Here is a 26,050-nt window from a genome sequence, read left to right as displayed (position 1 = left end):
TGCCCTGAAACGATACAAACGTTAGGCAAACATATAAGTGCATTCAACGTTAATGTTTATTAGATGACTCGTAAGCTACATCAAACGATCGTAGACACCTCTATTCGGATACCTGGCTACGAAATTATTGAAAACCTCTACAGTAGCAAACGAACTCTGATCTATCGGGCCATACGTCAGGCTGATCAGCAAATAGTCATCCTAAAGTTATTTCATAATTCGGAGCCTAACCTTAAAGAACTTGTCCGGTTTCGTAATCAATACTTAGTCACTCAGCAGCTGCAACATCCAGGAATTCATCAGATCGAAGCCTTGCTGCCCTATCAAAATGGCCTAGCTTTGGTTATGCCTGCTGACGATCGCTGTTCTCTTAAAGATTATCTAGAGAATAATGTTCAAGCTGGCTTGCCCCTGGCTGAGGTGTTAACTATTGGCATTCAGATGGCCGAGGTGCTCCATTATTTGGGAGAAAAGCGCATTATTCACAAGGATATTAAACCGGCTAATATTCTGATTCATCCAGATACCTTACAGATTCAACTCATTGACTTTGGATTGGCATCATTGCTGCCCAAGGAAGTTCAAGAGCTGTGTGCCCCCAAGCACTTAGAAGGGACATTGGCCTACATGGCTCCAGAGCAAACGGGGCGCATGAATCGTGGGATTGATTATCGTGTGGATTTCTATAGTTTGGGGGTGACGCTGTATCAGTTGCTAACAGGGCAGCAACCTTTTTGGGCCTCTGACTCCTTAGGGTTGATTTATTGTCATTTGGCTCAGCCACCTACTCCACCGGTTGAGATTCTGGGTGTCGACTCCGGTCAACCCATTGATATTCAAAGGATACCGACGGTTGTCTCTGACATTGTGCTCAAGTTAATGGCCAAAAATGCAGAGGATCGTTATCAGAGTGGCCTGGGGTTGAAGTATGACTTGGAGCAGTGTCTATGTCAGTGGCAAGAGACCGGCACGATTACTGACTTTGAGCTGGGACAACGAGATAGGTGCGATCGCATCTTACCGCCCCAGCATCTCTATGGACGCGACACAGAGGCAAAAAAACTGCTAGATGCATTTGACCGAGTCACAGCGGGGAGTGTAGAACTAATATTAGTCGCTGGTTTTTCTGGCATTGGTAAAACAGCCGTTATTAGTGAAATCCATAAACCCATTACTCGCCAGAGAGGCTATTTTGTCCAAGGCAAATTCGACCAATTTAACCATAGTCTGCCATTCTCCGCCTTTATCCAAGCCTTTCGCAACTTAATGGGCCAGTTATTGGGAGAATCAGATACGGCTCTGGCTGCATGGAAAACAAAAATCCTGGAAGTCGTTGGAGAAAATGGGCAGGTTTTAATCGACGTCATCCCTGAGTTAGAGTATGTTATTGGCCCCCAATCTAGGGTTTCTCAACTGTCTGGCAGCGCGGCTCAAAACCGCTTTAATTTACTTTTCAGCAAATTTGTTGGTATCTTTACCACCCAAGATCATCCTCTAGTCATTTTTCTAGATGATTTACAGTGGGTGGACTCAGCCTCCTTAAGGCTACTGGAGCTATTGCTCACTCAGTCAGACGCAGATTGTTTATTGATTTTGGGTGCCTACCGAGATAATGAGGTGTTTCCAGAACACCCTCTAATGTTGACACTGGAACAACTTCAAAAGCAACAGGCCAGCCTCAGGACATTAACACTGGCACCCTTAACAGCCAAAGATGTTACCCACTTAGTTGCAGATACGTTACGGTGTCCTGCAAACACCGTAACTCAGTTATCACAAAGGCTCTATCCCATTACCCAGGGGAATCCATTTTTTACCCTTCAATTTTTGCAAGGTCTCTATGAGGAAGGCTGCATACAGTTTGATGCAGCAACGGGTAGCTGGCAATATAACCTGACACACATGCAACAGGTTGAGTTAGCCGATGATGTGGTGGACTTTATGGTGAAGCGTCTGCAGAAATTACCCGCTGCAACCCAGGAAACTTTAAAGTTGGCAGCTTGTATTGGCAATCGCTTTGATCTTGAAACATTGGCTATTATTTGCGAGATCCGTCAGGGGGAGGTGGCGGCAAATTTATGGAAGAGTTTACGAGCAGGGCTGATCATCCCAGAAACTGAAATCTATAAGTTTTTCCAAAGAGCTGATAGAGGTGTTGCCAGCCTTAAAGATATTACAGTTGACTACCACTTTCTACACGATCGGGTTCAACAAGCCGCCTATGCTCTGATTCCGCAAACTGATAAACAAGCAATTCATCTTAAGATTGGACAGCTACTTTTAAAGAAAATGTCTCCCAGTGATCAAGAGGAGACCATTTTTACGATCGTTGGCCAGCTTAATATGGGTCGTGATCTTTTGACCACGCAAGCAGATCGCACACAGTTGGCTCAGCTAAACTTACAGGCAGGCCGTAAAGCTAAAGCATCCACAGCCTATAGTGCTGCCCTTGGCTATTTGACCATTGCCCGCCAACTGTGTGCTCCAGATAGTTGGCAACATGACTATCAAACTACTTTGGAGACTTTTATTGAGGCATTAGAGTTAGAGTACTTGAATACCAACTTTGATGTGGTAGAACCCCTTGCTGACGAAATTCTTCTTAAAACACAAAATTTGCTTGATCGCATCAAAGTCTATGAAATAAAAATTCGAGTGTGGATTGGCTATGGAGATCAACATCGGGCATTAGAGATCGGTCTGGATGTTCTCAAGCTTTTAAATATCCCTCTTCGTCACCATAAGCCTGATTCTGTTGCTAATGTTGCAGGGCTGATTGATGTCCCAGCCATGAACGATCCATACAAATTGTCTGCCATGACTATTATGGCCCACATCATTACACCTGCGTGGGCCGTCAGCCCTGATGATTTTAAGAGAATCACCTTTACTATGGTGGATCTGTCCCTACAACATGGAAACTGTGCGGCTTCTGCCTTTGGCTATGTCTGGTATGGCACTCTGCTATGTGAAACCCTAGGCAATATTAGCGAAGGCTATGAATTTGGCCGATTATCCGTTGATTTACTCAATCACTTTGATGCCCGTGAATTAGAGTCTAAAGTATTAGTTTTATATGCCAGCTGTGTGATTCTTTGGAAGGAACATATTGAGAAATCTCTTCCTGTCCACCTTAAAGGATTACAGCGGGGGTTAGAAACAGGAGATTTAGAGTTTGCCAGTTATGGTGCTGCTGAATATGGTCAGTACCTGTTTTTAACTGGCGCACCTCTGACACAGGTACGCGATGAGGTTGAGCAAAAAATCTCGATTATTCATAAGCTCAAGCAAAACTTTCATATTGACTACTTAGCACCCTGGCTCCAGGGAATCCTTAATTTATTGGGGAACAGTGAAACCACGACCACATTAGATGGCCCCACTTATAATGAGGAGCAACGTCTCCCCATACTAATTGAGCAAAAACAATTAACTACAGTATTCGTTGCTTATTTTGTTAAAAGCTTTTTAAGTTATCTGTTTGAAGACTTTGACCAGGCTGTTGAAAATGGACAGCGGGCACGAGACCACAGTGGTGGGGTGGCTGGAACATTTTTTATTCCAGTCGAAATGTTTTATTCTTCACTAGCACGGATTGCTCGTTTGGAAAACCTTGAATCTTCTAAACAACAGTCTGAACGTCAGAATATTAGTGAGTGCCTTGAAAAATTAAAACGCTGGGCCATCCATGCCCCCGAAAATTATCAACATAAGTGCGATCTGATAGAAGCAGAGCTAGCAAAGCATGATCGCCAATTATTAGTAGCAATGGAGCAATATGATCGTGCCATTGGCAACGCGAAAAAGAACAAATACCTTCAGGAAGAGGCATTAGCTAACGAACTAGCGGCAAAATTTTATATTGATTGGGGTAAAGAAAAAGTTGCAGTAGGCTATATACAAGAAGCCTATACCTGCTACAGACGCTGGGGAGCTACGGCCAAAACAGATAAGTTAGAGCAGCGCTACCCCAAGTTATTGGGACCAATTCTTCAAAACCATTCAACGGAGATTGTTTCTATCGTTTTCCCTGCCACACACAACAACTCGACCAAGGGTACTGATCAATCATCCGGTGATTGGGAACTCAACTCTGTGGACTTTATTCCAATTATGCAATCAGCCCAGGCTCTGGCTCAGCATACCGACATCAATGAACTGATTCGACAACTGATCCAAATTGCCTTAGTTAGCTCAGGTGCTCAAACCTGCATGATTGCCTACTTCAACACCCATGAGCAATGGATTGTTCAAGGCAGCCATATCCCTCACAACAGAACAGATAGTGCTGAACAATCTTCTACGGCCTTAATAACTCCCATGGAGTATCCTAACCATCTAATCCATTGGACTAAAAATACTAAAACTGTGGTGGCTATAGACAGCCAAAGTCCTCTGGCCGTCGTCGATCACTATCTACTTGACCATCGACCTCAGAGTGCTTTTTGTGCTCCTATCCTGAAAGGTGAAACGGTTCTTGGTGTCCTTTATCTTGAACATCGCCATGTTGCCAATATTTTCACCAAACGAGATCAGCTTATTCTGTCGTTTTTATGTGCCCAATCTGCCATTGCCTTTGAAAACACGCATCTCCGTCAAGTTACCCAAACGTTACGAACCGAGCAGACGTATTTCACCACACTCTTGGCCAATATTCCCCATATGGCATGGCTTCAGGATCTCAGCGGCCATATTTTAGCGGCTAATCCAGCCTTTGTCCAAACCTTTGGTCAAGGTACTTTACCAGGTATGGTCGGCCAACATTACACCGATTGGCTGCCAAAATCACTAACAGAAAAGTTCCAAGCGGATGCCCTAGAAGTGACCGTGACTGGTCAACCAAAAGTGACTGAAATCGAGATTATATTGATTAATAGTCCTCCCCGTTGGTACGAAGTCATCAAAAATCCAATCCGTGATACAAAAGGTCAAATAACTGGCATGGTTGGTATCTGGATTGATATTCAAACGCGCAAACAAAACGAGATTGCACGTCAAGCCATGGAGCACCATTACCAAACTCTCTCTACTCAAATGCCCGGTGTGGTCTTCCAGTTATGTCAAGAAACAGATGGTGTTCTCAGTTTTCTCTATATCAGCATCACCTGCTATGAGCTATGCCAGCTGTCAGCCACTGCCATCATGACCAATGCAAATTGCCTACTGGGCATGATTCACGACGATGACATTGCCGGAGTCAAAGCAGCCATTAACCAATCTGCTGAGACATTAACTCCCCTATTATGGATGGGGCGCTTTGTTTTACCCTCAGGGGAAGTCAAATGGATAAGACTAGCTGCTCGTCCTGAATCTAACAGACAAGGAGCAACTATCTGGGATGGGGTACTGCTAGAAAGCGATGTCCCTATACAACCTGCCACTCAAAATACTCCCATCTCAATCAATCACCGAACGGCTGCCCTGACCAAAACCAAAATGTGGAAGTTTGCCCAGGCGCAATTAACCGAACCTTTAGGCACACCAGAGTACTCTAATTCTTTCTTAGAGCAGGTCAAAGCAACCTTGGTTGAACTATTGCCCATGGGGCAATGCTCAGCAGTGAGCGTCGCTAAGAAATTAGAAGTTAGTCCGCGTACTCTACGGCGGCGTTTACAAGATAAAGGAACAACCTTTAAGACCATCGTATCCCAAATACGGATGGCCCTTGCCAAACATTATCTACGTCAGTCTGATCTAACCTGCAAGCATATTGCTACCTTGATTGGATACGATAATCCGAGTTCCTTCACTCGAGCTTTTCACACAGCAACTGGCACAACTCCTGAGGAATTTCGTGAAACTCAGTAGGAAAGATAGGTAAATCGATTTTTAGTATCGACAGACACTAAGACTATTGTTCTTTCCGAACAATCAGCCAGGGCATCACCGCAAACAAGCAAAGCATGATGTAGTAAACCGTACCAGCTATGGGGTCACGAGTAGCAATATACTCACCCATGGAAAGTCCCCGTAGCCCCAGAACCAGGCCCCATTCTGCACCCAGCAAACAAGCCAGTGCCACTAAGCCCATGCTGAGCCTGGACCATAGCACCGGCGGCACCGCTAGTTGCTTCACAACCCAGTAGGCAGCTATAACAACGGCCATTAACATCAGAGGCATTTCCAACAGTTCAGCCAGTCTGACCCCAAATTGAGGCTCTATCCATACCACTCGAATGAACCCCAACAGAAAACCTATTCCAAAAACAGTCACAAAGTAGATTAATCCGGCCTTTACACTTAGCCATAGCGTCGTTAGTCGATGAAAAGACTTTTCTTCATTGTTGTAACTGTTTAGATTTTGATCGGTGGAGCTTTGCATTACCTCTAACTCCCTAAATTAGCCTACATCGCTACTTTAGGGAAAAAGCATGGGGAACCTGTGAGGCAAACAGGAGATGCCTTCACAAGTGTCTCAGAATTAAATGCTTAAATAATAGCAACTTTCTCCCCAGCGGCTTCATTTTTAGGTGTCATGGTTTGCTTCCGTAATGGGGTGTTTCCTTCCAGATAAAGAAAGCCATACTTAACGCTAGGGTAAGAGCCTGAGGAAATTATGAAGGGAGAAGATCCTAATGCTCACATTTCACACAATTCTAGAACCTGAAGAACATTGGGATGATCTATTGGAGAAAGAAGTGATCTATTTCGGTAATGAGGCAGCTCCAGTTGAAATTGTGGCGATGTCAAAGGGCATGGCCTCGGGACGAACCAGCATCAGCATGCGGCTAGATCTACCCGATGGTCGCGTGATAATTATGGAGACGGCTCTGTATGAGTTAGATAGAGCGGTGAAAACCATCCAAAAGCATTTTGGCGAATGCGTCTAAAGGAGACTGCCCAAACATAAAGACCCAGGTTTAGGCTGTAGATGGGTGGGGAACGGGGTGATTCCAAAATATCATCTATAATTCAGCCACCCATATAGCTGATTAAGGCTAAATCAAGGGTGGCTGAATGTAAATTTCTGGCATTGCTGATCTTTAGAAGGGGGTTGGCGATGAGGGGCCGTTACATAGCAATGACGCTAGACTGGTTCATCCTCTAAATCAGCAATCACTATAGTCTTAAGATATCTGAGCACCCCTGCACAGGCAAATTCATTATACTCTAGCTGTCAGTGGCCGATAAACATAGTGATCTTCGTTAGCCTTAGTAATTCTTTTGTGAACAGCTTTTTGAATGTCAGTTTTTATGGTGGAGAGATCTAGATAAGCATCGGCGACATTGATCAAATAATCACTCATCATAGATTTAAGACCAACCACCTCGACCCGTACCCCTTGTCTACTAACAGCATCAACGGCATAAGCCAAGTGGCCGTTACCGCTGACCAAAACAGCGGTGTCATAGTAAGGAGCCAGGGTGAACATATCAACCACCATTTCCACCTCTAAATTAATTTTCTTAGAGCCATCAGGCATTGGCACTAACTCTTTGGTAACGACTCGATAACCATTACGCCGCATCCATAGCAAAAAGCCCTGTTGTTTTTCGTTATTGCTATCCACACCTGTGTAGAAAAAGGCCCTTAGAAGTTTTGAATCCAAAGTTAGCGTTGCTAACAATTGGGTGTAGTCCAGCTCAATATCTAGCTGTAAGGCCGCATAAAACAGGTGCGAGCCATCAATAAAGATGGCAGTGCGACCACGATCCTGATGGGGCAGCAGGCTAGATAAACTGTTTTGATGAATCGTCATAATTAGGACCTACTAAATTCTACAGAGGGGTGGGAATAAGCACAGATCGTCAAGCTTTGAAGGTGCGATCTGCCTATGGCTCCATGGGCTTGAATTCAATGTTGCCGCTATGTTCAAGTGTGATGTAAACATTTGTTGGGAACGGGTTACCATTCTCGTTATATTTCATAAGCTTTCTTTTTATAGTGCTGACGGATAAGCAACCTGATGCATCACACAGATGGCTATACTTCACACACTAATTTCTAAAAATGAAAAAGTTCTGAAATGCCACAGGTATTGCTTGCCCATAGATCAGCGTGGGGCATTGCAATCCATTAACAATCTGTGTCGCTTTTTATAAAGTACGCCAAGATAGGGATACCGTTAGGAACAGTGTTGACGAACGGCGAATCATTAATCGCACATTAATCGCACATTTGTGTGACGATCCATCACAACAAACCACAGATCGTATCAATTCTCTGTCGTAGGTATTCCGCCAATAGCGCCAAACTGTTTCATGTCAGTTAGAGAGCCCCACCTCTTTACCTTGGACAACCCCCTATAGGAGACACACCATGATTAATATTCAACAACTCCGCCACGAATATAACCAAGGCTACCGCGATTTCTCCGGTGTTAGCCTGCATAATGCCAACCTCAGCCAAACGCACTTCAGCGGCGTAGACTTTAGCCAATGCGATCTCAGCGGCGCAGACCTTAGCAATGCAGACCTTAGCCGCAGTGACCTAAACAGCGCCAACCTCACCGATGCCGATGTCACTAAGGCCGACCTCAGCGGTAGCAAGCTCATGGGCGCTAACTTTATCGGGGCCGATCTGTCAGGCACGAGTCTTGTCGGAGCCGACCTGAGCCAGGCCGACCTCAGAATGGCCAACTTAGAAGGAGCCGATTTGAGAGGTGCTAATCTTACCGCCGCCATTGTCAGTGGCGCTAACTTCTGTAATGCCAACTTAACCGCTGCCTGCTTAGACGAAACTGGCTTAGAGGAAGTAGATCATGACGGTGCTAACCTTTGCCATCTCAGAACCCCTGTCATGAATGGCGCAGACACCACAGCTCATCGCTGGGTTACCTGGGGCGCACATTAAAAAATAGTCTAAGTGTTTCTCCGTAGGGGCGCGCTGCTGTGCGCCCTTTTAGGCTGTTTGCCAATAATCAATTACCTGTTTCCTAGGTCTCCTGAGAATGGCCACAAAAAAAGAACGCAAAGAAATACGTCCCTCCAGAGATATTCGTTTTCTTATGCAAATCTCTTACCCAATCAAAAAGAGATATCTGTTCTATTTGAAGATATAGCCAATATCAACAAGAAAATTTCAGACAGTTACCACTATTTTGCCTCGGGCGTACATCAGTGTGCCCCCACAACCTCAGCATCCGATACGACTAGCGGCCTAAACAACATATTACTCAACACAGCATGCACTTCATCGGCACCACAGCTATCCGCCTCCGGCATTTCCTGACGGCAGTCAGGACAATACAAATACACCTCACCATGACGAATATGTCGTAACAGCGAACTATTGCAACAAATACAGTAACTCATAGTCACCTCCAACCTGTAGTGCTGTTACATTAATAGGCTACAAAGTTGAAGATTTTATGAGGGCGGGTAGAATCTGGCTACACCAAGAACAGCTGATGTAAAGCATCACGCTGGGTTGCAGACACATAAGGCTGCCGTAGTTCTAACCACTGCTGCCATAGCTGATGATGTTGCTTCTGAAAACACCGATGTAAGCTAGGCAATTTTTTCGCCCACTTAGAACCGAGCATGGTTACCAAAAATGATTGCACAACTGATTCATCTTGCAATTCACCCAGCACATCCTGCATCTGTCTGAAGGTGTTTACCTGGGCTCTATAGTCTTCGCCATAAAACTCTCTAAATAATGCCATCTGATAACGCGCACCTTTAATGTGTTTGCGCAGATCATGGACCTGTTCAAGCTTAGTTGTGTCAGTTGCATCCACCACTAACCAGCCAGGATGCAACAATAGCTGACAGATCATCGGCAACTGAACGTCTGGCAAAGCGACTGTCAAAGGCAATCTCGATACGGACTGATATTGCGGCTGTTTCAGCCATTTTTTGATGACCTTGAACAGTTGTTTATAGGCCTTACTCCGCAGTAGCTTGTCAGTTTGAACCCGACATTGCTTACGTTGCTTTTTCAGCGTTCGGTTTAAGGTGCGTAGCACTTTTATTTCCGATTTTTTCAACTTAGTCTGGTTACTGTACTTTTTAAGCCAACCTTGCAATATATCCAGGTCTCGCATGCGCCCCAAAGCTTTGCCCAGCCGCTTCAGGGCACGATCACTAACTGCATCGGGTAAAACCAAGGCAAAGTCAAAGGCTGCTCGCACCGTCCGCAGACGACGCAAGCCTACACGCATTTGATGCACAAATTCAGGATCGTGATGATGGGCCAGCACACCCTTTTCGTGCTGGAGAATATGATCAACATATTTTTTGATGGCCTGGTGGGCATAGTCACCAACACATTCGGGTTTTTCTTTTACCGGTAGCTGGGCAATAGTTGACACAAGTTGGGGTTTCATGCGATGCGCCCCTGATTTCATAGAGCCAATTTCAGCCTATCGTATCGCCTTTAGTCTGTGGTTTTTCCTTAGAATTTCTCCACCTGATTAGGAATAGGTAACAACCGATCAAGCAGGCTCTCTAGCTATATTTTCAGAATTATCTTGAGCCCCAGCCGATAGCTCAAATTAATGGCCATCGCTGGGTTGCTAATTGCATACACCGCTGTCAGCCTTACTTTTAGCCCCACTCCATCGGTCGTCAGCACTGCCTGCCCCGGCACACTCAGATACTGTCCGTAGTAAGGGGGCAGTGGGCAACCCTCAGCTAGTCATACTAGCCGGAGGAGCTTAACGGTCCCTTAACGGGCATTATGGTCCCCCAGATTGCCCCTGTGATACATCAAAAGTAAGCCCCTACAGAAATTCCATTAATTGGCTGTTTTCACCTTTTGAGCCAGACCAACCGCCTGCAGCAATCGGATTACTTGCCATACGGGATCAATTTCCCACCAGCTTTTCTGAAAACAAGCAGAAGACTGACAGGCATGATGATTGTTGTGCCAGCCTTCACCATAGGTGAGTATGGCCACCCACCAACAGTTGGTAGACATGTCATCGGTGTCAGTGGAACGGTAGCCAAACTTATGACAGGCGCTGTTCACAAAGCAAGTGCCATGGAAGCTAACGAGCAGTCTGACAAATATGCCCCAGACAAGAAATGGCATGCCACCCATTAGATATAGCAGCAGTCCCAGAGCCACCTGTAGTGTGATGTAGTGGTTATGGCAAAACTGATAGAATTTATCGTCACGGATATCTTGGGTCATGCGAGGTAGCAAGGATTGGGTAGGCACCGTATGCATTAGCCAGTTGATATGGCTCCACCAAAATCCCTTACTAGCACTGTGGGGATCGAGTGCTTGATCAGTGTGCTTGTGATGCAGGCGATGATACCCTACCCAGCCATATACGCCCCCCTGAAAGGCGAGGGTACCCAGCAAAATGAACAGGTGTTCTAACCACAGAGGTACTCGCAAACTGCGATGGCTAGCCATTCGGTGAAAGCCGAGGGAAATGCCGAGACCTTGAGTCAACGCATGTAAAAAAACAGCGATGCCAATGGCTCGCCAACTAAAATTGCTTGGCAGCAGCGCTAGGAGAGCGAGTAAGTGAAGAATGACCGTTGAAACAACCACCGTCCAGCGTAACCGTGGGGTGGGTAGAGCTGCTGTAGTAACCAAGGATTATTACCTAAATAAGTAAGACTGATTGAGGGGTTGTTCCCCTATGGCAGACTAACATATTCGTCTTGTATCGCTTCATTTCCAGGCCATTGCCACCATAGGTACAGACCACTCGTGTGGAGTATATTTATTTGCCTCATTAGCTTATTCAATCGACAAAAGGTGTTTTAGAGCCATGACATCATAACGAAAACGATAAGCTAGTTAGAGTATTGCCTCTTGCTCCTTTGAATGCAGACTTCGGAACCATCTACGGCGGCCTCTCTTAAGCTTAATACTGGCCTGGACTCTAACACGGTTGGGTTTGATGCCCATGAGCCCCCTGACCAATCTTTAATTGATGCCTGTGTCCACTGTGGATTTTGCCTGACGACATGCCCTAGCTATCGGGTTATTGGTAAAGAGACTGATTCACCTCGGGGTCGTATTTATTTGATGGATGCCATCAACAAGGGAGAGGCCCCTCTGTCTGCGGCATCGGCCAGTCATTTTGATTCTTGTTTGGGGTGTTTAGCCTGTACAACTTCCTGTCCGTCTGGAGTGCAATATGACCGGTTGATTGACTCGGTGCGATCGCAAGTCAATCGTAACCATCAGCGCCCTCTCCCCATCAACCTGATCCGACAGTTAATTTTCTCCTTATTTCCCTACCCCGACCGCATTCGTCTGCTGTTGGGCCCCCTTGCCCTATATCAATGGCTAGGGGTATCGAAAGTCATCCGCAGCACCGGCCTATTAGAGCGTTTTTCACCGCAGCTGGCGGCGATGGAATCAAACTTGCCTGCGGTCACTCCCAAGTGCTTCCAAGACAATCTGCCAGAAACCGTACCTGCCCAAGGCAAAAAACGCTACCGAGTTGGCATGGTGCTGGGCTGTGTTCAACGCGTCTTTTTCTCTGACGTCAATGAGGCGACGGCCCGCGTACTGAGCGCTAACGGCTGTGAAGTGGTGATTCCCAGAAGCCAGGGCTGCTGCTCCGCTCTGCCCGCTCACCAGGGAGAAACTGACCAGGCCCAGGCCCTTGCCCGTCAGATGATCGACAGCTTCGCCGACACCGCCGTAGACTACGTCATTATCAATGCCGCTGGCTGTGGTCACACCTTAAAAGACTACGGTCATATTCTTAAAGACGACCCCGACTATTGCGACAAAGCGGTCGCTTTTAGCGACAATGTTCGCGATATCCAGGAGTTTCTTGCCGAGGTAGGGTTAACCGCCAAACTCTCTGCTGTGACGGATACCCCCCTCAAGCTGGTCTATCAAGATGCCTGTCATTTACGCCATGGCCAGGGCATCACCCAGCCGCCTCGCCAGTTGCTTAAACAAATTCCTAACGTCAGCGTTGCTGACCCCATTGATGCAGAACTTTGCTGCGGTAGCGCTGGTGTTTACAACATGCTGCAGCCGGAAGTTGCCAATGAATTGGGCCAGATGAAGGTGACTAATTTGATGAATACAGGAGCGGCCCTGATCGCTTCGTCGAATCCAGGCTGTGCCCTTCAGATTCAAAAGCATCTTGAGCTCCAGGGAAAAACGCTGCCGCTGATGCACCCAATTGAATTACTGGATAAGGCCATTAGTGGCGAAAAACTAGATTGAAGCGTACGTGCGATCGCGATGCTGGAGGGTGAGGATATCCCATCACCCAGCCACCAGCAATAATCAGAAAATCCCTTTAGACTACCAAAGGAAACAAACGCATCTGCACCCATGGCCGACTGGAAAATTAAGCTGCTCTATGACGGTGACTGTCCTTTGTGTCTGCGCGAAGTAAATTTTCTCCGAAAAAAGGACAATGGTCGTGGCCTAGTAGTCTTTACAGATATTGCTGCGGACGATTATGATCCTGCTGCAAACGGGGGTGTTTCCTTTGAAATAGCGATGGCTCGCATTCATGCGGTCCTACCCGATGGCAGTGTGATTCAAAATGTTGAGGTGTTTCGTCGAGTCTATACCACACTGGGTATCGGCTGGATGTATGCCCCTACCCAGTGGCCTGTGCTGGGGCCTTTAATAGACAAAATTTACGACATTTGGGCGGACTGGCGTTTAAAACTCACAGGTCGCCCAGATTTAGCCACTATAATTGCCCAACGCAACCAGCGGTGCCAGCCTGAGGAAACCTGTCGGTTGTAATCGGTCAGAAGCAACCAAGCCCATGCCCATTGATCTGAGAAGCGACACCATTACACAACCGACCCGTGGTATGCGGGAAGCCATTGCCACCGCTGAAGTTGGGGACGATGTCCTGGGAGATGATCCCACTGTTCGGCAGCTAGAGCGATTTGTGGCGGGTCTTTTGGGCAAGGAAGCGGCGGTCTTTATGCCCTCTGGCACCATGACCAACCAGATTGCGCTGCGCACCCATACGGAACCGGGCGATGAGGTGATCTTAGAATCCCAGGCGCACATTTACTATTACGAAGGTGGGGGTCCCGCTGCCCTATCCGGTGTGATGTGTCGCCTGATCAACGGAGATCGTGGCGTTTTCACGGCGGCAGATGTGGAAACGGTTTTGCGTCCCGCCGATGTTCATTTTCCAAAGACTAAATTAGTCTGTCTAGAGAATACCCATAACCGAGGTGGGGGCAAGATTTATCCCCTGTCCGAGATAGATGCGATCGCGCAGGTCTGCAAACAGCACGGTCTCAAGCTTCACCTTGATGGTGCCCGACTGTGGAATGCCTGCATTGCCACCAACACCCCTGAGGAGCAATACGTTAAAGCCTTTGATTCCGTCAGCGTATGTTTTTCCAAAGGTCTCGGTGCGCCCATCGGCTCTGCCCTGGCTGGGTCCCATGACTTTATTAAGCGAGCCCGACGCTTCCGCAAAATGTTTGGCGGTGGTATGCGACAGGCAGGCATGATGGCGGCAGGGGCCATCTATGCCCTTAAGCACCATCGCGCCCATCTAAAAGAAGATCATCTTAACGCCCAAACCTTAGCCAAAGGTCTGGCAGAAATTCCAGAAATTATCATTGACCCTACAGCCGTGGAAACCAACATTGTTGTTTTTCACACAAAAATGTTACGCGCTCAGGTGCTGGTAGATCGTCTTAAGCTAAAAGGCGTTTATGTTTTACCGGTGGGGCCAAAGTCTATTCGGGCCGTGACTAATTTAATGGTAACAGAGGAGCAGATTTTACAGGTTCCAGATCTGGTGGACCTTTCCCTCAATGAAAGTTAAAAGAAAACTCTCTCTATCGGGAAAGGGTATCCTGATATAACAACTGCTTTAGGGGTGTCAAGGACAAAAAGAATCCAAACCTAGAAATAGACGGCTCCAACAGTGTCGTAGTAAACAACATTGGAAGTCTCTAAAATGCTGGGCCACTTAGAATCTGCTTTAGAAATGTTGCCAGGAATATCTCCTTTCCACTGCGTTTGAACATCCAGACTGTAGTTGAGATAGAGTTTACCATCAACAATATCCCAAGCCTCAGGTACTGTTGAAGCCAGATTTCCTTCACTCAAAGCCTTTGCACAGTAGCCACCATACTGGGGGGCATAGGCTTCGGGGTTACTAGCAAACAGTTCTTTATTAGCCGCACTAGAGAAACGCCAGGTAGCACCGTTCCACTCATACGCATAGTCGCCGCTGCCTTCAACCGGCGCACCAACCGTAAAATAAGCCACTGGGTCATACCCTCGAATAGCAAGATTATCCTCTGCCTGAGGATCGGAGAAAACGGTTGGGATCGCAGCAGCTACAGAGGCTGCACAAGGATCAGCCGCACAAGGATTTGCAGCGCCAGCGCAAGGGGCCGCCGCGCAAGGGGTCGCCGCACAAGGATTTGCAGCGCCAGCGCAAGGGGTCGCCGCACAAGGATTAACAACGCCAGCAGCGCAAGGATTGGCCTGGGCAGGGATGAACTGAGTTGGAGCCACGACAGCTGTAAAACTAACAATCGAAGCGGCAATCAGAGTAGAAAAATACTTAATTTTCATGGACCTGATACTTCCTAAAGGCTAGAGGGTATTACGTTGGCAGCACCAGGGATATATTGGCATCAACTCCATGCTTGAACCTGAGATTGCGCTGAACTAACCATGAGCTTTAGTCCGTTATTCAATGAGCCCTTCTCATATAATGAGCCCTTCTCATATAATGAGCCCTCATGCTGATTGGCCCATCACTGTTGCCATGCCGTCACATCGTATCCAAACTGCTCACCTGTTAGCCTGTGCAGCAGATCAGTCACTACCACAGGCTCCCCTCAAACCTAGGCAATACCCATGTGATTTTACGTTTTGTTACGTTTTTTAATTTTCTAAAGTAGCGAACCAGCTATTTGAATGCCCATCCAAAGGATCAAATCAGAGAGTATCTCAGCTGATATAACTTGGGACTAATTCAACCAAGCCCTTACTCTTCAATGATTTTGAAGGATAGAAAAGTAAGCCATATCCACCCTGGCAGTCAGCATTTGCTGCATTCAACGTTCATTGACGAGGCACCAGTCACGCTGATAGGATTGGCCCTGTAATCTACGTCCCCTGTAGGTTTTCAGCGAGTTTTTAGCTCCTTACTTTGTGGGAGAATAAAAATTTAATTTACGTCCTTAATGAGACTAAACAGAGTCCGTTAAGTGTGTGAGGTTGTCAAATTTGTTTTTTCTAAAGGGCTTAGGAAATGCTTAAAGGGTTATCTGGCGTCTTAGAACAATCTAAGAACCTCAAGCTGCCAGTACTGAATGGAAAAAAACCAACTGAAGCCAAGCAGGCGAGTGAGCCTAAAGCTGTAGCCGCACCAGCCCCTGTCACATCACCTACGCCTAAGGCCGTCGCTGCTCCGAAACCTGTAGCCAGTAAGGAGGTAGACGGTCGGATTCAAATTTGGACAGCCCCAGAAGATAAGGCTAAAACTTTACCGACGAAATATCGCGACGCCATTGCTGGCAGTGTTGTCGCTGAATACACTGGCGATGCCCTATCCCAAGGGAATGCCGATTTGGTGATTGCTGCGGCTTACAAACAGGTTTTTGGTAATGCTCATCTAATGGAGTCTGAGCGTTGCACCATTGCCGAATCAAAAGTGCGCAGCGGCGAAATTAGCGTGCTTGAGTTTATTCGGGCTCTGGCTAAGTCTGATCACTACAGATCATTGTTCTGGGAAAAGCATCCCAATGTGACTGCCATTGAATTGAATTTCAAGCATCTGCTGGGCCGTGCCCCTAAGAACTATGCGGAAATTTCCGAGCATATTCAAATCATTGCAGAGGGTGGTTTCGACGCTGAAATTGATGCTTATTTAGATAGCGATGAGTATTTCCAAACGTTTGGAGATATGTATGTGCCCTATCCCAGGGGCTATAACACTCAGACTGGTGTCAACGGATTAGGCTACACTCGCTCATTTTCCCTATTTGGTGCTGCTTGTGGGAGCGATAAGTCTAGGTTTGGCGGCGATAACCCTGGCTTGAAGCCCAATCTACTGTCTGAGGGACCTGGTGAGATTCCTGACATCAGGGCGATCCCTGATTCCTATTCAGCAGAGTTGGTTAAAACGTCCATACCCCGCGTACCTAAGGAGCTGTACAGCATTGCTCGGGAACTGCTAGGAGAAATGCGCGCTAGAAAAGGTCTTGCACCTCTTAATTACTAAGTGTCATAGCTTGGTTAAGCTTGTCCCTTCCTTGTGCTTCTCCCTAACATCTAGGGAGAAGCACAAGTGTATTTTAGGAAGTTTTGATATCACCTGATATTCCAGGGTGTGCCCAAGGCATCATCTCACTGTTAAGACTGAAACAAGCGCTCTAGGGTTTGTCTCACTTCTAGGTCAGTCGCTTTTCTCAGGACCCAGAATGTTGTTTCCCATGAGAAAAAGGCAACACCACGGTAACCTGCCTGCTGTACAGCTGAAATTTCATCTACTGTACGATTGAAATCTTTTGCTGCTGCCAGTGGCCCTGTGTAGAGACCAATGGCAATGGGAACCTGGTTACGCAGGTTATGAAACCCGCTGCTATACAAGTCTTTTTCAAAGATGCTGAGGTCGTCACGGTAAAGCTGCACGACCACTTCATCGACGATGCCTAAATTGACCCACTGGACCCAGTCTTGAAGGTACTTGCGATAGGCAAACCCAGGTGGATTGGGAGAAACTGAAATAATCGCTTCTGGGCGTACCTCTTTGACCGCTTGGGTGATGTCGGTTAGTAGCGTAGTAATGGCGTGGGCCCGCCAGGCAACCCAACCCGGAGCACTGGGATCATCGGGGGGTGGCGCACCGCCATGGGTGTCTTTATAGAGCTGCACTGAATAAGGGTCGTAGCCCATGGACATTGGCAAACTAAAGTGATCGTCCAACTGGATACCGTCCACTGGATAGCGCTTGACCACATCGACAATCAAGTCGATCATGAACTGGCGTACCTCTGGGTGCATGGGGTTAAGCCAGGCAATATTGCCACCGGTAATCTCCATTTGGACGTTTTTTAGGGGCTGCGGCAGCAATGGATGGGCCGATAGCGGTGCCGGAATACTAGCGCCTGCTCGGTTAGTGGTTAACCACTCGGGGTGGGCCCTGGCAATGGGCGATGTTGCTGGCACCATGAGGCCATACTCAAACCAAGGGATCAGGCGCATGTTGTGGCGGTGGGCCTGACGGGTGAGGCTATGGAGAATATCATCAAAGGGGTAGAAAGGGACATTGGCGATGCGATCGCAACATCGCCCGCCCGCTTTTTTAGTCACCTCATTGGGATACAGCGTATACCCCTGGTTCCAAACGCTGGGATAGAGTGTATTGATCCGATGCTCCGCCAGGTTAGCCACCGCATCATCCAGGCGAAAGCTGAAGTAGTTCATAGCCGTCGCCACATTGGTCATCCACACACCGCGAATCTGGTTGCTGGTGGTCAACTTGACCGCTGGAGCCTGCCAACAGGCCAACACAAGCCACACCGCCGCAATGCCTAAGGCCCAATAGCGCCGTCGCCTACGTCTGGCTAATTTAGCCCGTAGTAACAAGCGTGACTGCTTCGATGATTTAGCAGGGGAGGTCCTGGATGATTTACCAGGGGACTTAGCTTCAGACATTCACCATTGACCAACGGGATTCTAAGTATTTCACTACGCTATCTTCACTGTGGTGACCAATGATTTCGGTTGCATGTTGCTGTAGTTCTAGCGTCGCATTCGCCGTTGCCACTGCCACATCGGCCAGTTGAAACATGGAAATATCGTTGTTGTGGTCTCCAAACACGGTCAGATCGTGATCATGCAGCTTGTGAAATGCTTGCAATTCACGAATACCATTTGCTTTAGTTGCCGATCGATCCTGTAGAGTCAGCCAGTACCAATCAGGCTGATAGGGATTTTCAAATAGATGCATATCAAGACAGCCAGGAAAGTGCTGATTCAACGCTTGTTCTAGATGGGTTAAACGCGCTTTCGTATCAATCAGTGTAAACCGCATCACCTGTTCGTCAAAGATTTCCGTTAAGTCAGTCCGACAGTGCCAACGGCCATCTTCATTACGCTCAGCATCATCGATGTACCATTGGATGCCTGGATTCACATCATGGGTGAAATAGACATGGTCATCTTGACCGTTATAACTAGAAATCAGCGGTTTAACGTCATAATCTTGCACTAACTTTAGAATTTTTATGGCCAGCTCCGTGGCAATGTCATTCACAATCAGATGCTGCCCGGTGGTCAAGTCAGTAATATAGGCACCATTTAGCTCAATAACCGGTAATGGCAGTGATACGCCCTGAAAAATGGGGCCAACCGAACTGACACTGCGGGACGTGGCGACGGTAAATGGTAAACCAGAGTCTAGTAGGCGCTTGAGAGTGGCTCGGGTGTAAGTGGACAAAGTGGCCGTTGGTGTTAGTAACGTGCCATCGAGATCTGAAACATACAGTGTGGGCATGGGCAATCTTGAGTCCAATACTCCTCAGAGTTGAGGAAAATCATACAAGCGAGGCTTTGTCCCACCTAGTTATGGCAGCTATGGGTGCCATTGTCTAGCGGTGGGCTCCTAAAGATTACATTTGTCCACCATGCTAAAGAATTGCTTGACGTTGTTAGCTGACATGGTTAACTGGCCAGGTTATCGGTGTAAGTCTCTTCTTTCACCAAGGCCATATGTCGTTTGACATAGATCTTCTTGATGTGTCTCTTCACCGTATTCACGGCAATGTATAGCTCGGCAGCAATTTCTCGATAGGTGTAGCCCGTGCGGTGTAGCAACCATACTTCTGCCTCACGGGGACTGAGACCATAGCGATCCACTTCAGTAATGGCCAAATTCCGTTTGGAATAGTTTTGATCTTCTAAGATCACCAAAATGTAAGCATTGTTGCCATGGTCACCAAAATCAAACCATCGGGCACGAATGCGAAAATGTTCGTGGGGTTTCACACTGAGTTCTGATTCGGCAACCACTGGACCCTCGGTATACTCGTTACAGCCTTGAATCAGTACCCGACAGGTGCGCCAGATTTCTTTGGGGATCTGGCCAGAATCGGTTTGGGTGATGCGATCGCAAATTTGTTTTGCAATGGAGTTACTGCGCACTAACTCACCCGTTTTCGTCAAAATCAGAATGCCATCAATCCAGCTGGTGATAATAGCATCCATCAGTTCACGGTTAGGGCCATGGACACCTAAGGGCGATGATGGTTGAGATAGCTGGTTAGGGTTTTGAGAAGTCATGGGGCTACGCACAGGTTCAACAGTGAGGTACAACAATCAGGTGTTTGAAGCCTGTTCAAACGGTTGCTCAAAAATTTGGCTTTGAATAAATGTCTTACAGCGTCAGCAAAACAGGCTCAACCGGGCTGAGTAGCTAGTTGAGTCCCAGCAGCAGATTCTCAAACAGAGTAAGAATAATCTTCGATACCAACTTGTCTTTATGAGAATTATGAGGAATTAGCCCCTGAATATCATTGCTGTTTCTGGACAATTGAGACTGCACTTTATTGCCATTTTTCGATGAATAATATTGCAGAAAACTGCAAAGGGGCTGCCCATCTCTCCCAACCATCAAAAGCAACATCGTTGCCAATCATCACTTTCACGGTGCTTACGACGAGACTGAGAGAGAGTACCTAGCTGAGTTTTTTACCTCGTAACGCATGGGTAAAGAGAAACCTGATGTGGCTAACTCGTCTGGAGTAGCTACCATAGGTTATGGTGGGCAGATGTAGGGTCAGAGTATAGGCAAAGGATATCCGTAGGGAACTGCCACCCTACCGTTACACCATCCCCTGTAATACTTCTAATTCTTGCTGAATACTGTCTTCCAATGATTTCAATCGCTCTACCGTTTGCTCGCGATTAATCTCATTCTGTTGCTTTTTCTCCACCAGGCTGCTTAACTCCAAACGTCGCGCTGCAATATCACTGCTAATCCGCTCAATTGCCCGTTCTTCATAGGTACCAAAACAATCTGTTACCGCCTTGTAAATTGACTGCCACTGGTCCGCTGCAATCTGGGGCAAGTGCTTCACAAACTCTTTGCGCGTTGCCTTGATAAATTCTTGACGCACAAACTCTGCTTGCACTGCTAAAACGCCACCCGCAGCAGCAATCACACCAATAATATTTAAGAACAAACTGCTAAACAATAACCCTAAAATCTGTAGCGCAATCACAATACACACATAGCTCACCGCCATCTGCAACACTGATTGCCAAAAATGATTAAAGGGCTGGATCGCATCGTTCAACGTGTCGGGAATCTCATCAAAGAGATCGCGAATATTATCAATCCAAGGACGCGCTTCATCTGCAGTGTCTGTGCTGGGGGCATAGAATTTACGCCCCATCATTTTCTCGTGGATTACTTCGACCACTTCGGCATAGGCTACCTGATAATCCGCAGCACTCTCATTGAGCTCGTCAAAGGACTGACCAATCTTTTGCTTGGCGGTAAACTCCCAGGCAGCTAGACGATCGTTAATATAACGCTCAAAGGCACGCTTGAATTCTTTGTAAAAGTCATCCCGTGCATCTTCATCTAGAAAATCAAGAAAATCCAGATCGGGCTGGGAAGCAACAAAATCGGTCTCGAAGGTTTCTTCTAAATTGAGGATATAGGTTTTGAAGGAATCAGCAATGGCTTTAGCCGTGCGATCGCATCTTCCCCGAATCAGCTGTCGGTAATTATCCCGAATCTTCTCCAGCTTGCCAAATTCCTCCTCAACTGAAGCGACCCGTTGCTGTAGTTCACTTAGATCTTCATCTAGTAAAGGAATCCGCCGGGCCACCGATTCTTGCACCGCGCTGTAGGCCCGATGGGCGAGCTTGGCCGCCCGCCGAATCTCTGCTTGACCACGGCTTTGGGTTAAAAAGGACTCCAGCTCGGTTAAAAACTTATCCACACCGCTACCGGCCAGGGACTTTCCCTGACGCCGCTGACGCAGGGCCGTTAGGGCTGATACCTCAAACCAGCTGGCATCTTCGGGCAGGCTCTGGGCAAATACCTGACGCTGACGCTGTTCCGCTTCAGTCAACGCGGCTGCATCCTCCGGATTAACCAGGCCGACTTTAATCCGGTCCCAGCCATTGACCACATAAAAGCAATCCAGATCGCGGCCTTGAATATAGTTTTGCAAGTAGCGCCGCTCGTCCAATGTCATCGGCTGCAACGCATCCAGCACAAACACAACGGCCTGGGCTTCGTTTAAATAGCTCAGCACCTGTTGGTTACGGGCTTCAGTATCATTGAGGCCTGGGGTATCAACGATTTCTAGTCCCGATGCCAGCAGCGGAGCCGGGCATTCAATCACCACATGGCTAATGTCAGGGAACGCATTGGTTTCCAGATGCCGGGCTTCATCGGCAGGAATCGTGTAGTCAGCACGGAAGGTATCAAAATCAATGGCTTTAGGGGATTTGCCATCGGTATAGTGCACCATCACCCGTTGCTCTGGGCCGTGGCGTAGCAGGCTCAATAATGCCGTGCAGGGATTGACATCACTTGGCAGCAGCGCCTCTCCCACCAGAGCATTGATCAGGGTGCTCTTACCCCGCTTCATTTCACCCAGTACCACGATGCGATATTTGCCCTGCTGTAGCTGCTCCGCCGTACTTTTTAGGGTACGAATGTGGCGGGTTAACCCCAGTTGGCCAGACCGCTCCGTAGTTTCAGCCCGGTCCATTGCGATCGCAATTTGACTTAAAACCTGGGCTGCCTGCTTGCGACTATGGATAAGTGCATCAAGGCTGCCTGCCATTTGCGGGTGAGCATTGGAACCGTTTGCTGCCTGGGGTGTGACCATAAAAGCACGCTAGAACTACTAAAAGCGAAGGATTATCCGACTATACCTACAACCCAGTGTGCCTCAAATCCCCAAAATTGAGATCTGTGATCTCAGATGTGTAACAAAGCCAGTTAGAATGCGACAGCACCTTGCCACACACAACCGGCTGCAGGTTATCTGAAAAAACAACAAAATCAAGCACTAGCAACGGCATGCCTAACGGGATATTTAAGTGCTTGGTCAACTCATAGGTGGCAGGTACAGTCCCCAACGTCACTTTACCAGTACTGAGATTAACGCCGTTAGCCTTTAATGTGCTGTACGTAAACCCTTGCTGCAACTGGTCTGCCAGGGATGCACCAATTGTCTCAAGGAAATAGTCAATTTCTAGAGCAATGGGACTATCGTCAGCGTAAATGATTTTCTCTTGCTCATACACATGGGTTCCTTGAGCAACGGCGAGGGTGTGTGCTAGTTCAGCAGATGCCTGGGTTAGCTGAAATTTTAACGATTGGATTCGTCCCTCATAACCCTGTTCCCGAAAAGCAATATCGAAATGGGTCATGGGGTTAGAGATAGAAATGTTGATCTTGTGATGACCGCTGACAAAACTACCTTTACCCCGCTGACTTCTAACCAGACCTTGCTGAATCAGGTTTAAGATGGCTTTGCGGATCGTAGTACGGCTAACGCCAAAGAGTTCTCCAAGATCAAATTCACTGGGCAACCGTTGCCCCGGCTCATATTGACCCGCTTCAATTTTTTCTTTTAACTGCTCTGAAATAACCATGTGCAGTGGTTGTTTGGCTGCACCTGGCTCACTTGGAACCATAGGGTGTAAAGTCATTTCCAGGGGTTACTCCAGACATCCTACCGGAAAAAAAGACCCTAGTTTTTAATGGATTGAAATCAATTAACTTTATTGGGAATATAATTCACTGGTCCAGTCGCAGATATGTTCGGTTTATTGTTGGCTGGGGGGGGCAATCTACTTCGCTGGGGCTATGGGATAGCTCAGGGCTTTCCTCCGAAAGGGAGGAAAGCCCTGAGCCCCTCACTTCAAACCAACACCTCCTAAACCGCTTCCTCAACAACTCCTTCAGCCATCTGCAACTCTTTTTCTTTAGCCATCTGCAACTCTTTTCCCTCAATCATCGCCAACTCCTGACTTAGCCCCCTATACAAGCTGAAACACATCACCAACAACACAATCGCAAATGGTAAACCCGTGGCAATGGATGCCGTTTGCAACGCCTGTAGACCTCCTCCTAACAACAGCACCGCAGCAACAACACCTTCTATTACCGCCCAAAACACCCGTTGCGGTACAGGGGAATCTAACTTTCCACCAGACGTCAAACTATCCACGACTAAAGAACCAGAATCCGACGAGGTCACAAAGAAAACCACCACCAACAAAATCCCCACAAAGGAGGTGATTGCCGTTAGGGGCAGCTGTTGCAACATGACAAATAAAGCAGTGGCCACATTTTCATTAACCGCCTTGCTGATGGTGCCCGATAGTTCACCCAACTCCATTGACACGGCTGTTCCACCAAATACCGACATCCACAAAAATGTCAGTGTTGTCGGCAGCAGCAACACACCTAAGATAAATTCACGCACCGTACGTCCTTTAGAAACACGGGCGATAAAAATACCCACAAAAGGAGACCAGGAAATCCACCATCCCCAGTAGAATACGGTCCAACTATTCTGCCAGGCTGTTCCCTCAAAGGTTTCCGTCCAAAAGCTGAGGGTGGGCAAGGAGGCCGCATAGTAGCCAACAACCTGAACAAAGGAACCAAAAATAAACAAGGTGGGACCCACCAACAACACAAAGGCCATAAAGATGGCCGCCAAAATCATATTGAGTTCACTCAAGCGGCGCACACCGGAGTCTAAACCAGAAACAACTGACGCTGTGGCAAACCCCGTAATAATGGCAATTAAACCAATCTGGATGGGCGTGTTGATGGGTAGACCCACCAGGAAGTTAAAGCCTGCATTAACCTGTTGGACACCAAAGCCTAGGGAGGTCGCTAATCCAAAAAGAGTAGAAGCGACGGCCAGAATATCAATGACGTTGCCACCCCATCCGTAAATACGATCACCCAAAATGGGATAAAACACGGAACGAATGGTTAAAGGTAGCCCCCAGTTATAAGCAAAAAAGCCCAAGGACAACCCCACAATGGCATAGATACCCCAGGCATGCAGACCCCAGTGAAAAAAGGTAATCCCCAGGGCCTGTTGGGCCGCATCTTGAGACAAGGGTTCAATGGCACCAATGAGCGCGGGCGGATCCTGGAAGTGGTAGATGGGCTCGGCCACGCTCCAAAACATCAGGCCAATTCCCATACCCGCACTGATTAACATGGCAATCCAGGCAAAGGTGGGAAACTCAGGTTTAGCGTTTTGGCCGCCCAAACGAATTCTGCCAAATTTACTAAAGGCGAGAAGAATAGCCACCCCTAGATAAATGCTGACGGACAAGATTAAAAACCAGCCCATCGCCTCCGCAATAAAGGTTTGAATATCTCCAAAAACAGTCTCGGCAGGCTCGCGAAAGAGTAGGGTCACCAGCACAAACAGCACAATGAGACCAGCGGAAACTAGAAATACCTCCGGATGAAAATCAAAGCCATAGCCAGTGACGTTGCGATCGCCAGGCTGACGACGACTTCGATGCGACCTCGGTGTGCTCAAAGGTTCTTGCCCTTGAGCACCAGGTTCTTGATGGGTCATAAGTAGTACTACTCCAATGCTTAGAGCACATAGCTATGTGCCCTAAGAAAAAATTCATAAATTTCGATCAACAATGATGATGTTCTTAAAAGCAGCAGCGCATCATCAGATTTCGACGTTAGCTGCACGATAAAGGGCACATTATTAAGCCTCTGTCTTTATCTCTACAGTTGTCACTACATGTTTTGAATGCCATAGATTGCTGATTGAAATTTAACTATTAGAGGATGTTTCAACTGTGTAGGTTAACAATCCAGGCTTCTGAAGACCTTGAAAATATTTAGATTAGATACCCTGGATTCAAATTAAACATCCCTAGAAATTTTAGAAGGCTAATGTCCTTTTATAGAGAGTTATAGAGAAGATCTTAATAAAAGTTTCAGATTTTATGATGCACCAGAAACTGAATACGACTTCTAGAAAAAATCTAAAAATTGTCGAAAATATGACAGTCTAAATTGAAAAAATACTCCATATTCCCTATTTTCAAGACTTGTAATTACAAGTTCAAATTTGTGATTTACAGACTAAAAAGTATTAAGTTTGACGGTCACTGATCTAGACAGGGTCCATGACAATTGAGGCA

Annotated in this window: 19 protein-coding genes; 7 read left to right on the top strand and 12 right to left on the bottom strand. The window is 47.2% G+C overall.

Annotation, left to right across the window (positions count from 1 at the left end; all coding sequences use genetic code 11):
* The first annotated feature begins 63 nt into the window (after nt 1–63).
* Nucleotides 64–5,808, top strand: coding sequence for an AAA family ATPase (locus tag SPB21_RS09185; RefSeq protein ID WP_499866374.1), 5,745 nt, complete (start codon nt 64–66; stop codon nt 5,806–5,808).
* 43 nt (nt 5,809–5,851) lie between these two features.
* Here the strand turns inward: SPB21_RS09185 and SPB21_RS09180 are convergent, their stop codons facing one another.
* On the bottom strand, nt 5,852–6,322 hold the full coding sequence (locus SPB21_RS09180) for a hypothetical protein (protein ID WP_163664919.1): 471 nt from the start codon (nt 6,320–6,322) through the stop codon (nt 5,852–5,854).
* Nucleotides 6,323–6,575: 253 nt separating this feature from the next.
* On the opposite strand from SPB21_RS09180, the gene SPB21_RS09175 reads away from it, so the two are divergent.
* Complete coding sequence (locus SPB21_RS09175; RefSeq protein WP_006513927.1) at nt 6,576–6,830, top strand: hypothetical protein; 255 nt, start codon at nt 6,576–6,578, stop codon at nt 6,828–6,830.
* A gap of 273 nt (nt 6,831–7,103) precedes the next feature.
* Here SPB21_RS09175 and SPB21_RS09170 read toward each other — a convergent pair whose 3' ends face one another.
* The gene (locus SPB21_RS09170; RefSeq protein WP_163664921.1) at nt 7,104–7,700 is read right to left on the bottom strand and encodes a LabA-like NYN domain-containing protein; all 597 of its coding nucleotides are present in this window, start codon (nt 7,698–7,700) and stop codon (nt 7,104–7,106) included.
* A gap of 560 nt (nt 7,701–8,260) precedes the next feature.
* Here SPB21_RS09170 and SPB21_RS09165 point away from each other — a divergent pair.
* Entirely contained in the window at nt 8,261–8,794 is a 534-nt protein-coding gene (locus SPB21_RS09165) for a pentapeptide repeat-containing protein (protein WP_163664923.1), read from the top strand.
* Between the two features lie 263 nt (nt 8,795–9,057).
* Here SPB21_RS09165 and SPB21_RS09160 read toward each other — a convergent pair whose 3' ends face one another.
* The 3 genes from SPB21_RS09160 to SPB21_RS09150 form a co-directional block, all read right to left on the bottom strand.
* Complete coding sequence (locus SPB21_RS09160; protein WP_163702664.1) at nt 9,058–9,255, bottom strand: hypothetical protein; 198 nt, start codon at nt 9,253–9,255, stop codon at nt 9,058–9,060.
* Between the two features lie 77 nt (nt 9,256–9,332).
* Entirely contained in the window at nt 9,333–10,271 is a 939-nt protein-coding gene (locus SPB21_RS09155; protein ID WP_499866373.1) for a CHAD domain-containing protein, read from the bottom strand.
* A gap of 410 nt (nt 10,272–10,681) precedes the next feature.
* Nucleotides 10,682–11,494 carry an acyl-CoA desaturase gene (locus SPB21_RS09150; RefSeq protein ID WP_163702662.1) on the bottom strand — a complete coding sequence of 271 codons (813 nt, stop codon included), beginning with the start codon at nt 11,492–11,494 and terminating at the stop codon, nt 10,682–10,684.
* 234 nt (nt 11,495–11,728) lie between these two features.
* On the opposite strand from SPB21_RS09150, the gene SPB21_RS09145 reads away from it, so the two are divergent.
* The 3 genes from SPB21_RS09145 to ltaE all read left to right on the top strand — a co-directional run bounded on the left by SPB21_RS09145 (nt 11,729) and on the right by ltaE (nt 14,684).
* Nucleotides 11,729–13,096 (top strand): (Fe-S)-binding protein, encoded by a 1,368-nt coding sequence (locus tag SPB21_RS09145; protein WP_250565982.1) that lies wholly within the window; start codon nt 11,729–11,731, stop codon nt 13,094–13,096.
* A 111-nt stretch (nt 13,097–13,207) separates the two neighbouring features.
* Nucleotides 13,208–13,633: a thiol-disulfide oxidoreductase DCC family protein gene (locus SPB21_RS09140; RefSeq protein WP_163664932.1), complete on the top strand. Its 426-nt coding sequence runs from the start codon at nt 13,208–13,210 to the stop codon at nt 13,631–13,633.
* A gap of 22 nt (nt 13,634–13,655) precedes the next feature.
* Nucleotides 13,656–14,684, top strand: a complete 1,029-nt coding sequence (gene ltaE / locus SPB21_RS09135; RefSeq protein ID WP_163664933.1) for a low-specificity L-threonine aldolase — start codon at nt 13,656–13,658, stop codon at nt 14,682–14,684.
* Between the two features lie 80 nt (nt 14,685–14,764).
* Here the strand turns inward: ltaE and SPB21_RS09130 are convergent, their stop codons facing one another.
* On the bottom strand, nt 14,765–15,445 hold the full coding sequence (locus tag SPB21_RS09130; protein WP_499866372.1) for a YHS domain-containing (seleno)protein: 681 nt from the start codon (nt 15,443–15,445) through the stop codon (nt 14,765–14,767).
* Nucleotides 15,446–16,130: 685 nt separating this feature from the next.
* Between SPB21_RS09130 and SPB21_RS09125 the strand changes: the two genes are divergently transcribed.
* Entirely contained in the window at nt 16,131–17,102 is a 972-nt protein-coding gene (locus tag SPB21_RS09125; RefSeq protein ID WP_499058682.1) for a phycobilisome rod-core linker polypeptide, read from the top strand.
* Nucleotides 17,103–17,233: 131 nt separating this feature from the next.
* On the opposite strand, the gene SPB21_RS09120 is transcribed toward SPB21_RS09125, so the two are convergent.
* The 6 genes from SPB21_RS09120 to SPB21_RS09095 all read right to left on the bottom strand — a co-directional run bounded on the left by SPB21_RS09120 (nt 17,234) and on the right by SPB21_RS09095 (nt 25,464).
* Complete coding sequence (locus tag SPB21_RS09120) at nt 17,234–18,538, bottom strand: glycoside hydrolase family 10-like protein (RefSeq protein ID WP_499866371.1); 1,305 nt, start codon at nt 18,536–18,538, stop codon at nt 17,234–17,236.
* Entirely contained in the window at nt 18,531–19,379 is an 849-nt protein-coding gene (locus SPB21_RS09115) for an HAD family hydrolase (protein WP_499866370.1), read from the bottom strand. The genes SPB21_RS09120 and SPB21_RS09115 overlap by 8 nt, the downstream gene beginning before the upstream one ends.
* Before the next feature lie 167 nt (nt 19,380–19,546).
* Nucleotides 19,547–20,164, bottom strand: a complete 618-nt coding sequence (locus SPB21_RS09110; protein ID WP_163664944.1) for a helix-turn-helix transcriptional regulator — start codon at nt 20,162–20,164, stop codon at nt 19,547–19,549.
* Between the two features lie 542 nt (nt 20,165–20,706).
* A complete protein-coding gene (locus tag SPB21_RS09105; RefSeq protein ID WP_499866369.1) occupies nt 20,707–22,734 on the bottom strand; it encodes a dynamin family protein in 2,028 nt (675 codons plus the stop codon).
* A 46-nt stretch (nt 22,735–22,780) separates the two neighbouring features.
* The gene (locus SPB21_RS09100; protein ID WP_250564959.1) at nt 22,781–23,548 is read right to left on the bottom strand and encodes a GntR family transcriptional regulator; all 768 of its coding nucleotides are present in this window, start codon (nt 23,546–23,548) and stop codon (nt 22,781–22,783) included.
* Nucleotides 23,549–23,790: 242 nt separating this feature from the next.
* Nucleotides 23,791–25,464 carry a BCCT family transporter gene (locus SPB21_RS09095; protein ID WP_499866368.1) on the bottom strand — a complete coding sequence of 558 codons (1,674 nt, stop codon included), beginning with the start codon at nt 25,462–25,464 and terminating at the stop codon, nt 23,791–23,793.
* Nucleotides 25,465–26,050 lie beyond the last annotated feature (586 nt).

This window comes from Leptothoe sp. ISB3NOV94-8A (genome assembly GCF_043421595.1).
In the GTDB taxonomy this organism is placed as follows: domain Bacteria; phylum Cyanobacteriota; class Cyanobacteriia; order Phormidesmidales; family Phormidesmidaceae; genus Leptothoe; species Leptothoe turfae.
The sequence above is the reverse complement of the archived record's forward strand: the minus strand, read 5'-3'. Positions and strand labels throughout refer to the sequence as shown.

Excerpts from the sequence above, each read along its gene's own strand:
- SPB21_RS09185 (WP_499866374.1), top strand. The coding sequence starts at position 64 with ATGACTCGTAAGCTACATCAAACGATCGTAGACACCTCTATTCGGATA.
- SPB21_RS09180 (WP_163664919.1), bottom strand. The coding sequence starts at position 6,322 with ATGCAAAGCTCCACCGATCAAAATCTAAACAGTTACAACAATGAAGAA.
- SPB21_RS09175 (WP_006513927.1), top strand. The coding sequence starts at position 6,576 with ATGCTCACATTTCACACAATTCTAGAACCTGAAGAACATTGGGATGAT.
- SPB21_RS09170 (WP_163664921.1), bottom strand. The coding sequence starts at position 7,700 with ATGACGATTCATCAAAACAGTTTATCTAGCCTGCTGCCCCATCAGGAT.
- SPB21_RS09165 (WP_163664923.1), top strand. The coding sequence starts at position 8,261 with ATGATTAATATTCAACAACTCCGCCACGAATATAACCAAGGCTACCGC.
- SPB21_RS09160 (WP_163702664.1), bottom strand. The coding sequence starts at position 9,255 with ATGAGTTACTGTATTTGTTGCAATAGTTCGCTGTTACGACATATTCGT.
- SPB21_RS09155 (WP_499866373.1), bottom strand. The coding sequence starts at position 10,271 with ATGAAACCCCAACTTGTGTCAACTATTGCCCAGCTACCGGTAAAAGAA.
- SPB21_RS09145 (WP_250565982.1), top strand. The coding sequence starts at position 11,729 with ATGCAGACTTCGGAACCATCTACGGCGGCCTCTCTTAAGCTTAATACT.
- SPB21_RS09140 (WP_163664932.1), top strand. The coding sequence starts at position 13,208 with ATGGCCGACTGGAAAATTAAGCTGCTCTATGACGGTGACTGTCCTTTG.
- ltaE (WP_163664933.1), top strand. The coding sequence starts at position 13,656 with ATGCCCATTGATCTGAGAAGCGACACCATTACACAACCGACCCGTGGT.
- SPB21_RS09130 (WP_499866372.1), bottom strand. The coding sequence starts at position 15,445 with ATGAAAATTAAGTATTTTTCTACTCTGATTGCCGCTTCGATTGTTAGT.
- SPB21_RS09125 (WP_499058682.1), top strand. The coding sequence starts at position 16,131 with ATGCTTAAAGGGTTATCTGGCGTCTTAGAACAATCTAAGAACCTCAAG.
- SPB21_RS09120 (WP_499866371.1), bottom strand. The coding sequence starts at position 18,538 with ATGTCTGAAGCTAAGTCCCCTGGTAAATCATCCAGGACCTCCCCTGCT.
- SPB21_RS09115 (WP_499866370.1), bottom strand. The coding sequence starts at position 19,379 with ATGCCCACACTGTATGTTTCAGATCTCGATGGCACGTTACTAACACCA.
- SPB21_RS09110 (WP_163664944.1), bottom strand. The coding sequence starts at position 20,164 with ATGACTTCTCAAAACCCTAACCAGCTATCTCAACCATCATCGCCCTTA.
- SPB21_RS09105 (WP_499866369.1), bottom strand. The coding sequence starts at position 22,734 with ATGGTCACACCCCAGGCAGCAAACGGTTCCAATGCTCACCCGCAAATG.
- SPB21_RS09100 (WP_250564959.1), bottom strand. The coding sequence starts at position 23,548 with ATGGTTCCAAGTGAGCCAGGTGCAGCCAAACAACCACTGCACATGGTT.
- SPB21_RS09095 (WP_499866368.1), bottom strand. The coding sequence starts at position 25,464 with ATGACCCATCAAGAACCTGGTGCTCAAGGGCAAGAACCTTTGAGCACA.